The following is a 13,003-nucleotide window of genomic DNA, read 5'->3' as shown; positions in this document are numbered from 1 at the left end:
GAGTCATGATTGAAACCGAACATCGCCGTGCACAAGCCAGCAACAGCGATCAATGGCTGGCAGATCTGGCAACCACAGGCGCCGATCACGATGTTTATGCTGAAAGGCGCGACACAAAGGCCTATGGTGCGGCCGGCGTTTTGCGTTCGCGGGAGGCGGGCATGACGGATCGCTATGATCGCAACGGGCACGAGGTTCGCGACGGCCATCCCGAAACCGTGACCAAACACGCGCAATCAGAGCAGGCGCAGGCCTATCAGGACGAATATTACGACGACCGAGATGTCGCCACGCGCTCGTCGAAGGCCTATGTCTTCGACGATGAACGTGAAGAGCGAGGGCCCGAATGGGTCTATGACGAACAACGTGGCGTTTGGGTCGACCACGACGGCAATCCCTATGTCGAGGCCTATCCCGAGGGCGAGGAAGATCGCTATGCTCCGGCCGCCGATGACGAGTATCTGGCGCCGCGTGCCGAGGCCCGGGTACCACGCCGCAAGTCACGCGGCAGTGCCGTCAGCCTTGCCGCTCTCGTTCTTGTCGCCAGCATCGGCGGCGGTATGGCCTATGTCTGGAAGAAGGGCGGCTTCGTCGGCAGCGACATCCCTGGCATCGGCAGCGCGCCGCCGGTGATCAAGGCGAGCACCGATCCGGTCAAGATCAAGCCGGCCGAGAACGCAGCGGCCGCCAGCCAGCCGACTCACGAGATCTTCAATCGCAGCAACCAGACCGCCTCCGTCGCCAACGAAAGGCTGGTGCGTCATGAGGAGCAGCCGGTTGCGGTGGTGCCGACGCGTCCGGAAGGGACGGCAGCGCCGGCTCAGGCGGCGCCCGACGCCAATGCGACGCGTCCGGTGACCACCAGCAACATCGTGCTCCCCAATCCCGAGGGGGCTACGACGCCCGACCAGACGGCCAGCAACACTGCGGAAACCCGGGTTGCGCAGGCACCCGATGAGCCGCGGCGCGTGAAGACCATCAAGATCATGCCGGATAGTTCGGTGGTGACCGGTGAAGCGCCGATCACCAATGCGGAGCCGCCTGCCCAGCAGACCCGTTCTCTCGATGTCTCGGCCCTGGCGCCGACGCCTCCGGCCGGCCAGCCATCGTCCGAGACGGCGCCGGCCGCTCCCGCGGCCCCCGATGCCGCTCCGCTTGTGCAGGGCGGCTCTGGTCAACCGGCTGCCCCGGTCGCAACCGTGCCTGCCGGCACGGCTGCTGCCCTGCCGGACGACCAGGCACCCGCGCAGGCGCTGCCGGGCGAGGAGGATGGCGGCGCCACCACGGTGGTCGAACCGACGCAGACCCCGGCGGCACCGCCGGCGGTGCCGCCGGTCCGTCCCCGCCATATGCCTCCGGCGCCAAAGCCGGCACAGGTGGCGTCGGCCGAGCCAGCCGCTGGGGCTGCCCCGGCGGCGGCTCCGACCGCTGCCCCGGTCGCCAATGGCAGCTATGTCGTCCAGGTTTCGTCGCAGCGCACGCCGGCCGACGCCCAGAACGCCTTTCAGTCGCTGCAGCGCCGCTTCGCAGCCGTGCTGAACGGTATGAAGCCTTCGATCCGCAAGGTCGATCTGCCTGATCGCGGCACTTATTACCGGGTGCGTGTCGGAGGCTGGTCCACCCCGGCCGAGGCTACGGCTTTCTGCGGCAAGCTCAAGGCCGCCGGCGGTGACTGCGTGATCGCCCGCAACTGATTGCGGGCCGCTCCGAGACTGCAGATTTGAGAGTTTTCGACAGGCCAAACTGGATCGGGGCGACCGGAGCCGAGTTCCGATCGCCCCGATCCAGTTTGGCCTGATCGACCTTCGCAGATTTTTCTGAAAGCCAAAGCGTTTTGCGATTTGACGGAATCACCTGGAATCGCAAAGACGCGCCAGAACAATGAGTTAGAGCAAAGAGCGTTCAGCCATGAACGCTCTTTGCACGAGGAGACTGCCATGCCCCAATCAGCGCTGATCCTGGGTTGTTCCGGTCTGTCGCTCACGTCCGACGAGCGCGCCTTCTACCGGGATGCAAATCCGTGGGGCTTCATCCTGTTCCGGCGCAATGTCGGCACGCCGGAGGAAGTGCGGGCCTTAACAGCTTCCTTGCGCGACGCAGTGGGGCGTGACGCTCCGATCCTGGTGGACCAGGAGGGGGGGCGGGTCCAGCGCCTGACCACACCCCATTGGCCCAAATATCCGGCAGCGCGGCGCTATGGCCAAATCCACACCAATGATCCGGTGACGCGCCGCGAGATCACCCGATTGGCGGCGAGGCTGATCGCGCACGATCTCCTGGCGGTCGGCATCAATGTCGACTGTCTGCCCGTGCTCGATATTCCCGTACCAGGGGCTCATGACGTGATCGGCGACCGGGCCTATGGCCTCGACGCTACTACGGTGGGCACGCTGGGCCGGGCGGCCGCCGAGGGCATGATCGCTGGCGGTGTGCTGCCCGTCATGAAGCATATGCCGGGGCATGGCCGGGCCGGCGTCGACAGCCACCTCTCGCTGCCGATCGTGACGGCGAGCACAGCCGAACTCGAATCACTCGACTTCCTGCCCTTCCGCATGCTCGCCGACATGCCCGCTGCGATGACCGCGCATGTGGTTTACAACGCTTTGGACCCGTCATCCCCAGCTACGACGTCCAGAAAGGTGATCCGGAATGTGATCAGGAAGGCGATCGGCTATGATGGTCTCCTGATGAGTGACGATCTTTCCATGCAGGCTCTCGAAGGAACATTGGAGCAACGGGCGGCGGCCGCCTTTTCGGCCGGCTGCGATCTCGGCCTGCATTGCAATGGCAAGATGGATGAAATGATCGGGGTGGCGCGTGCCGCTCCAAGCTTGGCAGGCAAGGCGCGGCGCCGCGCCGATGCCGCCTTGGCCCGCATCCGGCATTTGCCGGAGCCGCTCGACATTGACGAGGCGCGTGAACGGCTGGCTGGGGCGCTCGCCGGCGGAGAGACGGTCTGAATGAGCGATGAATTCGAGGAGGAGGTGAGGGCGGATAAGGCGGTCAGCGATCCCATGCTCGTCGTGGATGTCGATGGCTTCGAAGGACCGCTCGATCTGCTGCTCGAATTGGCGCGTCGCCAGAAGGTCGATCTCACGCGGATTTCTATCCTCGCCCTTGCCGAGCAATATCTCGTCTTCGTCGAGGAGGCCCGCCGCGTCCGCCTCGAACTGGCGGCCGACTATCTGGTGATGGCGGCCTGGCTGGCCTATCTCAAGTCGCGCCTGCTGCTGCCGGAATCGCCAAGGGGCGAGGAGCCTCCAGCAGCGGAATTGGCCGCGGCCCTTGCCTTCCGCCTGCAGCGCCTGGAAGCCATGCGCAATGCCGCCGCCCAGTTGCAGGAGCGGGCAGTGCTTGGCCGCGACGTGTTCAAGCGAGGCATGCCCGAGGGCATCCGGCTCAACAATCACGGGCGATTCGAGGCGACGCTGCACGATCTGCTCTGCGCCTATGCCCAGCAGCGCCAGCGGGCGATGGTCGGCTATGTCAAATTGCCCGAGCGCAATGTCTGGACGCTGTCCGAAGCACGCGAATTGCTGGAATCGTTGATCGGCCCGGCGGCGGACTGGCTCAGTCTCGACGAATTTCTGGTGGACTATCTGGCCGAGCCCTCGACAAGGGCTACGGTTCGGGCCTCTAGCTTCTCTGCAAGCCTCGAACTCGTGAAGGAAGGCAAGCTCGATCTGCGCCAGGCTACTCCCTTCTCGCCGATCTATCTGCGCTCGCGTGGTGATGCTGGGCAAGCAGATTCCTCCTGATCGAACCATGGCTCGATCAGGAGGAATCTGCAGAATTTCAAGCGCTTGCGGAGTTTCTGGCCTTGGAGGCAGGGCGGGTGACGGCCACTCCGTCGGGGGCAGACTGGTGTTGGCAGGCCATGCAGGTAAGCGCTCAATTTCGTGGCGCGGCCCGCATAGGGAAGGATTAGACCTTGGGCGAGATTGCATCGTTCCAGCCGGAAGGCACGGAGCAGACCGATCTGCAGCAGCATATGCGCTTGATCGAAGCCTTGCTGTTTGCGGCGACGGAACCATTGGACGAGGCGACGCTGGCGTCGCGGCTGCCCGAGGGGGCCGATATCGGCGCTGCCATCGGCACCCTGCAGGCCGACTATGCCACGCGTGGTGTCAATCTGGTCAGGCTGGGGGGGCGTTGGGCTTTCCGCACCGCCGACGACCTCGCCTGGATCCTGTCGCGTGATGCCTATGAGACGCGCAAATTGTCGCGGGCGGCGATGGAGACCTTGGCGATCATCGCCTATCACCAGCCGGTAACCCGTGCCGAGATCGAGGATATCCGCTCGGTCTCGATCTCCAAGGGCACCCTTGACGTGTTGCTGGAAACCGGCTGGGTGCGCCTGCGCGGGCGCCGGCGTGCGCCGGGACGGCCGGTGACTTATGGCACCACGCCAGCATTTCTGGAGCATTTCGGCCTGGACGGCGTCGGTGATCTGCCGGGGCTCGATGAACTCAAGGGCGCGGGCTTGCTCGATGGCCGCCTGCCACCCGGCTTCAGCGTGCCCATGCCCAATGATGACAGTGCATTGACGCCGGACGAGGAGCCTCTGGAGACTGCCGACCTCTCTTTCGCATTTCCGGAACCGGAACCCGAACATGAAGGTTGAGTAAGAACGGCGAACGTTCTTGTTTTTGCCGTTAAGCCCGCCTAGATTCCACTGGGATCATCGGGTCGCGTGCGGCGCCGTTGTTGTGTTGTTGCGATCGGCTTTGCCGCGTTGGAGGGTGTCATGGGTACATGGGGTATTACGCACTGGATCATTCTGGCTGTCGTCGTACTCGTCCTGTTTGGTGGACGTGGCAAGATTTCGGACTTGATGGGTGACGTTGCCAAGGGCATCAAATCCTTCAAGAAGGGTATGGCTGACGACGAACCGGCTGCTGCCCAGCAGCCGGTGAAGACGATCGACACCCAGGCCGGCACGACCGTCAATCCGACCGAGCAGACCAAGGTAGGCTGAGCCGGCGCGGTTTGCGCCGGTGAGGTCGACCTGAAGACTGGGTCTTTTTAGGCTCCGCGTATGTGCGCGGAGCGTTTCGTTTCGCCAGACCGAGCGTTGCATGTTTGATATCAGCTGGAGCCATATCCTGATCGTGGGCGCGGTGGCTGTCGTGGTCATTGGCCCCAAGGAACTGCCCAGCACGATGCGCTCCCTCGGTCGAGGCGTGAACAAGTTGCGACGGATGGCTGGCGAGTTTCAAGGCCAGTTCAACGAAGCCCTCAAGGAAGCCAATCTCGAGGATGTCAAAAAGGAATTCGACACGCTGCGCCAATCGGCGGCAACCTTGAGTAGCATTGGCAGTCCCGCGGGCCTCGCTCGCAATGCCCTGAAGTCCTCCGTCTTCGATTCGGAGCCGCCTCTCAGCCCGGCTGCGATTGCGCCCGTCCTGGATGCCACAGCGAGCGAACCTTCCATCGCCGGCCCCAGCTCTTCGCCTTTGGCCTCCAAACTCGTCGGCGTCGAAATCCCTTCCGCCTTCGCCCCTCTCGCAGCGTTCAAATCCTAAGATGACCGAAGACGAAATCGACGCCTCCAAGGCGCCGCTGCTCGATCACTTGATCGAACTGCGCACGCGCCTGATGAAATCGGGCATTGCCTTCATCGTTCTGTTCATCGGCGCCTTCGCGGTTTCCAAATCGATCTATCTCTTCTTGTTGTGGCCCTACGAGTGGGCGGCGGCCGGCAATCCGGTCAAGCTGATCTACAACGGTCCTCTCGACTTTCTTTTTACTCAGATCCGGGTGGCTTTTTTTACGGCCGCTTTCATCGGCTTCCCCTTCTTCGCCATCCAGATCTATCGCTTCATCGCCCCCGGTCTCTACCGGCACGAGCGAAACATTTTCGTGCCCTATCTGATCGCCACGCCTCTGTTCTTCTTCCTGGGCGGGTTGCTGGTCTACTTCATCGCAATGCCGGCGGTGATGCATTTTGCGCTGGGCATGCAGCAGCTCGGCGGCAGCGGCATCGCCACGATCGAATTGCTGGCGACGGTGGAGGGGTATCTATCCCTGTTGATGAACCTGATTTTTGCCTTCGGCGTCGTCTTTCAGCTGCCGGTGGTGCTGACCCTGTTGGGGCGGATCGGTATCGTGGATTCGACCTTCCTGAAGGAGAAGCGGCGCTATGCCATCGTCATCGTCACCGCAATTTCGGCCGTGCTGGCGCCGCCCGACCCGTGGAGCATGATCGCGCTTGCCGTGCCGGGCGTGCTCCTTTACGAACTCTCGATCTATTCGGTCCGGTGGGTTGAGAAGAAGCGCGCGGAAAGCGATACGCAGACTTCGGAATAGCCCGTCGGTGTCCTGACGTCCGTTCTGGAGTTGATCTCATGTATGATGTGAAGTGGATCCGCGAGAATTCGGGTCTCTTCGACCAGGGCCGGGTTCGCAGAGGGCTTGAGCCGCTGGCCGCCACCATACTCGAGCTCGACGAGAGCCGCCGGGCGCTCGTTGCCCGGCTGCAGGCTTCCCAGGAGCGCCGCAACGCTGCTTCCAAGGAGATCGGCGCGGCCAAGCAATCCAAGGACGAAGCCAAGGCACAGGCCTTGATGGCGGAGGTCAACGCGCTCAAGGCCTCGATGCCGGCTGACGAGGAGGCGCTGCGCGGCGCCGACAAGGCTCTCTACGACCAGCTCATCTCGATCCCGAATCTGCCGCTCGACGAGGTCCCTTTCGGCGCGGACGAGCATGCCAATGTCGAACGCCACCGCCACGGCGTGGCGCGCGCCTATACTTTTGCCCCTAAAGAGCATTTCGAATTGGGCGAAGCTCTCGGCCTGATGGATTTCGAGATCGCCGCCAAGCTCTCCGGCTCCCGCTTCGTGGTGCTGCAGAAGGGCCTGGCTCGGCTTGAGCGGGCGCTAGGCCAGTATTTCATCGACAAGCACACCGGCGAGCACGGCTATACCGAGGTCGCCGCGCCCTTGCTGGTGCGTGACGATGCCATGATTGGCACCGCTCAGCTGCCGAAATTCGCGGAGGATCAGTTCCGCGTGCAGCCCGGCGATTTCTGGCTGATTCCGACGGCCGAGGTTTCGCTGACCAATCTCGTGCGCGATGCCATCACCGCCGAGGAAGAGCTGCCGTTGCGCTATACTGCGCTGACTCACTGCTTCCGTGCGGAAGCTGGCGCTGCGGGGCGGGATACCCGTGGCATGATCCGCCAGCACCAATTCCAGAAGGTCGAACTCGTCTCGATCACGGCTCCTGAAAAGAGCCGGGACGAGCACGAGCGCATGCTCGCTTGCGCCGAGGCCGTGTTGAAGGGCCTGGACCTGCATTACCGCGTGATGACGCTGTGCACCGGCGACATGGGTTTTGCCTCGCAGAAGACCTATGACATCGAGGTCTGGCTACCGGGGCAGGGGCTGTTTCGTGAAATCTCCTCCTGCTCGGTCTGTGGCGATTTCCAGGCGCGTCGCATGAACGCCCGGACCCGGCCGAAATCTGGAGGCGCCCCGCGTTTCGTGCATACGCTGAACGGTTCGGGCGTTGCGGTCGGCCGTGCTCTCGTGGCGGTGATGGAGAATTATCAGAACGAGGACGGTTCCATCACGGTTCCGGAGGTTCTCGTCCCCTATATGGGCGGCCTGCGCCGGATCGAGAGACAATAAGCCTCGATCTTGCCGTACCTTGTCACACCCTCCTTGATTCCAGAATCAAGGAGAGTGAAGTAATCATTTGTTTCTGCAGGGATTTCTGCAACAGCAGGGGATTGCGTATGACAAACTCTCGCCGGAGCTCCTTTTCCTGTGGCACACTGAAGCAAAGCGCGTTTCGACGCGTCTTTGCGATTCGAGATGATTTCATCTCATCGCAAAACGCTTTGGTGTCGATTTAGTGAAACAAGGACGGACGGTGGATGCGAGTTCTGATTACCAATGATGACGGCATCCATGCGCCCGGCCTGGTTTCCCTCGAAAGGATCGCCCGCAGCCTGAGCGACGACGTGATCGTCGTGGCGCCAGAGACGGATCAGTCCGGCGTGTCCCATTCCCTGTCGCTCAGCATGCCGCTGCGTCTGCGGCGGATCGAGGAAAAGCGCTATGCCGTCAGCGGCACGCCGACCGATTGCGTGCTGATGGGTGTGCAGCATCTGCTCAAGGGCCAGCAGCCCGACCTCGTGCTGTCCGGCGTCAATCGGGGCCAGAACGTCGCCGAAGACGTTACCTATTCCGGCACCGTGGCGGCGGCGATGGAGGGCACCGTTCTTGGGGTTCCGTCGATCGCGCTCAGCCAGGCCTATGGCATCGGGGGCAGGGACGGCATGCGCTGGCATTGCGCCGAGCAGCATGCGCCCGGCGTGATCCGCAAACTGCTGGCCCATGGTTTCGCCAAGGGAACCTTGTTCAACGTCAATTTTCCCGATTGCGAGCCCGAGGAGGTCGCTGGCGTTGCCGTCACCATCCAGGGGCAGCGCGATGTCGCCCTGGTCGATGTGGTCGAGCGAGAGGATTTTCGTGGCGGCCCCTATTATTGGCTGGCGCCGCGCCGGGAAACGCCGCCCCGGCTCGAGGGCACGGATCTTGCCGCTCTCTTCAACAAGCGTATTTCTGTGACGCCCCTTCATCTCAATCTGACCGACGTGCCTGCTCTGCAACGCCTTTCGGATACCTTTGAAACGGTGCCAAGACCGACATCATGACGGACAATATGACGGACTATCAGTCTTTTGTGAATCCTGACGACGAGCATGCCCAGGAGATGATGGCCTTCATCCTGCGCCTGCGCCGCCACGGGTTGACGGACCAGAAGGTGCTGAATGCCGTTTCCACCCTGCCACGCCCGGTTTTCGTGCTGCCTGAATTCGCCGAATACGCCTGGCGCGATCTCAGCCTTCCCATCCAGTGCGGCCAGACCATCACGCCGCCGGTGCTCGCTGCGACCATTGCCGAGCGCTTGGACGTCGAGCCGCTGCATCGCGTGCTGGAGATCGGTACGGGCTCTGGCTATCTGACCGCGGTGCTCGGCCGTCTGGCCAAGCGCGTCCTGACCCTCGATCGTTGGCGCACCCTGGTCACCGAGGCAGAGGAGAGGCTGCGGGCCGTTACCATCCTCAACGTCACCATGATGGTCGCCGATGGCAGTTCCGGCTGGCGCCAACAGGCTCCCTTCGATCGTATCGTCACCACGGCGGCGATGAGCGAGGTGCCCGAGGACTTGCTGGATCAACTGGCGCTGGGCGGTCGGATGATCGCACCAATCGGCCCGCCCGGCGAAGAGCAGCAATTGACCATGATCGCGCGCGATGCCGATGGCTTTCACTATACACCGCTGATGGATATCCGTGCCGCGTCCATCATCTTGGGCGTGGCCGACCGGCTTTGAACCACCCTTGAACTTGAGCTGGGTTTGGTTTTCGGGCGCTTCATCGCAGGTGCTGCGAGACAATCCAGTTCTTCTTGCCGGGCCAAGCCACGATCGCCCGATTGCAGTCGCAGCGGCGAAGTCCCGGCGCTGGTGGATCGCAGCAAATTCAGATCGCAGAGGTATGGCGGGATACCTCCATCCCGTGCAGTATACGGCGGTTTCCGACGGCGCTGGACTGGCAACTCGGGTCTGATTTCAAGATCGCCCCTGGCCGGTCAGTCAGAGCAGCACGTCGGTTGGGGGATTTGAGATGACCGAACAAGCAGCACAACAAATCAATTCAGATATACCTATATTCACTATTGCCGAACTGGATCAGGACACCCACGCCCTGTTCAGAAAGTTTCGACCGGAAACCCCTTTCATCCAACGGGACGATGGGCCGCTCTTCATTCTGCGTGCCAAGGATGTCGTCAGCCTCACGACCGATGAGCGCACCCGGCAGATCGAGACCGAACTCCTGCAATTGAGGGGCGTCACCTCGGGCCCACTATTCGATTTTTACGACAAATGCATGCTGCTTTCGAACGGGGCCGCCCACAGGAGGCGGCGCGGCCCGATGGCGCGGACCTTCGCCTTCAAGATGGTCGCCGAGGTCCGCCCCAAGGTACGGGCCATGGCGGAGAAACTGATCGACCAGCATTACGAGGCTGGCGGGTTGGATCTGTTCGAGGATTATTCGGCGATCATTCCCGCCCATACCGTCGCTGCGATTCTGGGGATGCCCGAGGCCGACATCCCAAAATTCGCGCAGTGGATCTATGTCATCGCTCGCAGCCTGGGTACCTCCTGGACGGAAAAGGACATTCCCGACCTCGAGGATGCCTGCCGTCAGATGACGGACTACATGTATGAACTGGTGGCGGAGCGCCGTCAGAACCCTCGCGGCGATTTCCTTTCCGATTATATCACCGCCATCGACGAGAACCCCGAGATGACGCCGCTCGAGGCGATCATGCAGATCATCATCGTGGTGCTGGGCGGCAGTGATACCACGCGGGCCTCGATGGCGATCCAGGCCGCGCTTCTGCTCGAGCACCCCGAACAATGGCAGTCGGTGTGCGCCGATCCCAGCCTCATCCCCGGTGCGGTCTCCGAAGCGCTGCGATTCGAACCCTCGGTCGCGTCGCTGCCACGGCTTGTGCTCGAGGAGATCGAGATAGGCGGTCAAAGATTGGCACCGGGATCGTTGCTGATGCTTTCCACCATGTCGGCCCTGCGAGATCCGGAGGTGTTCGGCGAGCCGGATCGATTCGACATCAGGCGAACGGATCACACGCGCTGGCATTATGTTTTCGGTGGCGGTGCGCATCGTTGTCTCGGCGAGGCCCTGGCAAAGGCCGAACTGGAAGAAGGACTGGCGGCGCTCGTCAACCGGATTCCGCAGGCCAAGCTCGTCGGCAAATTGAAGGTCGAGGGCCATGGCGGTATTCGCCGCGCTGAGGGTTTGCGCCTGGAATGGACGCGCTGAGGCTGCTTGCGAGTCGCGCCGGCCATGCTGATTCCCTGCGAAAACCGACGTGGCGCGACTTTAACGCATGGGGCGGGGGCGATCCCCGCTCTTAATCATTCCCGCCCAGTCGGGACCGGTCGGCAGACCGGCCGATCGACTGGAAAACGCAGTGGACTCAAGGGCATGAGGAGCGGGCGATCTGAGTTTCTCAGCCCGCCGCCATCGGAGCCGTTTCCGGATTTTGTCCAAATTGAGTCCGGCTCTTAAGGCGTTGTTTACCCCAATAGAGGCTTAATTACCCCGTGTTCTTCTCAAGCGTGGGTGTGAACGTCCTATGCGTTTTCCGATCGAATTGATCCGTTCGCGCCACTTGTCGCGCGTCGCCGTGATCGCCCTGGTGGCTGGCCTCGCAGCAAGCTGCAGCGACACTTCGAGGTTCGCCCAGAACCCCTTCTCGAACCCGTTCAACTCGGGTGACAATCAGTTGGCCTATGCCCAGGCACAGCCTACCAAGGCCGCGCCGCGCTATGGCAATTCCAACTATGCCGTCAACACGGTGCCGGCGGCGGGCGTGGTCGCTTCGCAGCCGCTGCCGCCGGTCGGCGCCGTGGCACAGCGTAGCGCGCCGTCGACGCAATATCGACTGGCTCGTGGCGAGCAGCCCATCGTGACGGGGGCGATCTCGACGCCCGCTCCGCAGATCGGCGGTTTCAAGGCCGGTGGCTGGACTGCCACGGGCGGCACGCCAGTTACCGCCGCGGCGGGTGAGACCATCAATACGCTCTCCAACCGCTATGGTGTGCCTTCCGACGCGATCATGAAGGTCAACGGCCTGACCTCTCGCTCGCTGACGCCCGGCCAGCAGGTAATCATTCCCGTGTACAACGCGGCTCAGAACGGCAACACCGCGGTGACGACGGTGGCCGCGACCGCTGAGCAGCCCTATCCGGGAGACGTGCCCGAAACGTCTCGGGGCAGCGTCGGCGAAGTCAAGGTCCGGCCGGTCGCCACCACGCCGGCTGCGGGAGCCAAGCCGAAGCCGATGCCTGCCGCCGCCGCTTCCGGCGTCCATGTTGTCAAGCCGGGCGAGACGCTGACGTCGATCGCCAAAGCCTACGGCACGACGCGCCCGCGTCTGGCCAAGGAGAATGGCATCGACGAATGGATGAGCGTCAAGATCGGCCAGAAGCTGGTCGTGCGCGGAACGGCCCACGCTGCTGCTCCGGCTGCAGAGGCCGTGGTCGACAACCGCCCGCCGCGTGACGTGCCGGTGGCGGCCGCCGTGCAGCCCAGGCCCGTGGCGGCTCCCAAGCCGGTACAGGCCGCGCGGGCGGCCAATCCGGCGCCGGTGAGGACGGCCAAGACCCAGGCGAAGTCGATTGCCGCCGAAGCGATGCAGGTTGCTGCGCCGCATGCCCAGCCCGTCAGGACTGCGACCGTCAAGCCAGTAACGGTCAAACCCGTTCAGACGGCAAGGGTCGCCCCCGTCGATGTCAAGGCCAAGCCCGCCCAGGTGGCGGCGGCCAAGCCGGTCGATGCGGCCAAGGCGAACAAGCTCAAGGCGGAGAAGCTTGCTGCCGCCAAGCAGAAGGCGCTGGCCAACAAACCTGCGCAGGTGGCTGCCGCCAAGCCGGCCAAGCCCGCCGAGGCCAGCCAGCCCGCGCCGGTTGCAACCGGGACGATCTCGCCTGCCGCGAGTGCATCTCAGCCGGCAGCTCCGGCCGCCGAACTGCCGAAGGATGCCAATGCCGCCACCCCGGGCAATCCGGAGTTCCGCTGGCCGGTGAAGGGGCGGATCATCCAGAATTTCGGCCGCAACAGCGACGGTATCAACATCTCGGTGCCTGAAGGAACCGAAGTGAAGGCTGCCGAGGATGGTGTGGTCGCCTATGCCGGCAGTGAGCTGAAAGGCTATGGCAACCTGATCCTCATCCGCCATGCCAACGGCTATGTCACCGCTTATGGCCATGCCAAGCAGCTCGACGTCAAGAAGGGTGAAAGTGTCAGGCGTGGCCAGACCATTGCGACCGCAGGTCAGACCGGCAACGTGACCTCGCCGCAAGTGTTGTTCGAAGTACGCAAGGGTGCCGCGCCGGTCGATCCGACCCGCTATCTTTCCGGCACCTGATAACAGAATCTGCTTCTCCGCGAGACCCCGAAGCA

Annotated in this window: 12 protein-coding genes; all 12 read left to right on the top strand. The window is 63.1% G+C overall.

Annotation, left to right across the window (positions count from 1 at the left end; genetic code table 11):
• The first annotated feature begins 5 nt into the window (after positions 1-5).
• The 12 genes from AB4037_RS22645 to AB4037_RS22590 all read left to right on the top strand — a co-directional run bounded on the left by AB4037_RS22645 (position 6) and on the right by AB4037_RS22590 (position 12,968).
• A complete protein-coding gene (locus AB4037_RS22645) occupies positions 6-1,694 on the top strand; it encodes an SPOR domain-containing protein (RefSeq protein ID WP_441773018.1) in 1,689 nt (562 codons plus the stop codon).
• 243 nt (positions 1,695-1,937) lie between these two features.
• A complete protein-coding gene (gene nagZ / locus AB4037_RS22640; protein WP_441773017.1) occupies positions 1,938-2,960 on the top strand; it encodes a beta-N-acetylhexosaminidase in 1,023 nt (340 codons plus the stop codon).
• Complete coding sequence (locus AB4037_RS22635) at positions 2,961-3,758, top strand: segregation and condensation protein A (protein ID WP_441773016.1); 798 nt, start codon at positions 2,961-2,963, stop codon at positions 3,756-3,758.
• A 233-nt stretch (positions 3,759-3,991) separates the two neighbouring features.
• On the top strand, positions 3,992-4,624 hold the full coding sequence (gene scpB / locus AB4037_RS22630; protein WP_441773167.1) for an SMC-Scp complex subunit ScpB: 633 nt from the start codon (positions 3,992-3,994) through the stop codon (positions 4,622-4,624).
• 123 nt (positions 4,625-4,747) lie between these two features.
• Complete coding sequence (locus tag AB4037_RS22625; RefSeq protein WP_434956335.1) at positions 4,748-4,978, top strand: twin-arginine translocase TatA/TatE family subunit; 231 nt, start codon at positions 4,748-4,750, stop codon at positions 4,976-4,978.
• 100 nt (positions 4,979-5,078) lie between these two features.
• Positions 5,079-5,525: a Sec-independent protein translocase protein TatB gene (gene tatB, locus AB4037_RS22620; protein ID WP_434956336.1), complete on the top strand. Its 447-nt coding sequence runs from the start codon at positions 5,079-5,081 to the stop codon at positions 5,523-5,525.
• Position 5,526: 1 nt separating this feature from the next.
• Positions 5,527-6,309, top strand: coding sequence for a twin-arginine translocase subunit TatC (tatC, locus tag AB4037_RS22615; protein WP_434956337.1), 783 nt, complete (start codon positions 5,527-5,529; stop codon positions 6,307-6,309).
• Between the two features lie 38 nt (positions 6,310-6,347).
• Positions 6,348-7,631, top strand: a complete 1,284-nt coding sequence (serS, locus tag AB4037_RS22610) for a serine--tRNA ligase (protein WP_441773015.1) — start codon at positions 6,348-6,350, stop codon at positions 7,629-7,631.
• Positions 7,632-7,879: 248 nt separating this feature from the next.
• Positions 7,880-8,662, top strand: coding sequence for a 5'/3'-nucleotidase SurE (gene surE / locus AB4037_RS22605; protein WP_441773014.1), 783 nt, complete (start codon positions 7,880-7,882; stop codon positions 8,660-8,662).
• Complete coding sequence (locus tag AB4037_RS22600) at positions 8,659-9,345, top strand: protein-L-isoaspartate(D-aspartate) O-methyltransferase (protein WP_434956340.1); 687 nt, start codon at positions 8,659-8,661, stop codon at positions 9,343-9,345. Before surE ends, AB4037_RS22600 begins: the two co-directional genes overlap by 4 nt.
• 292 nt (positions 9,346-9,637) lie before the next feature.
• Entirely contained in the window at positions 9,638-10,858 is a 1,221-nt protein-coding gene (locus tag AB4037_RS22595) for a cytochrome P450 (RefSeq protein WP_441773013.1), read from the top strand.
• A gap of 316 nt (positions 10,859-11,174) precedes the next feature.
• Complete coding sequence (locus tag AB4037_RS22590; protein WP_441773012.1) at positions 11,175-12,968, top strand: peptidoglycan DD-metalloendopeptidase family protein; 1,794 nt, start codon at positions 11,175-11,177, stop codon at positions 12,966-12,968.
• Positions 12,969-13,003: the final 35 nt, after the last annotated feature.

The organism is Labrys sp. KB_33_2 (assembly GCF_052114505.1).
GTDB lineage: Bacteria > Pseudomonadota > Alphaproteobacteria > Rhizobiales > Labraceae > Labrys.
This window is presented reverse-complemented; position numbering and strand designations above follow the sequence as displayed.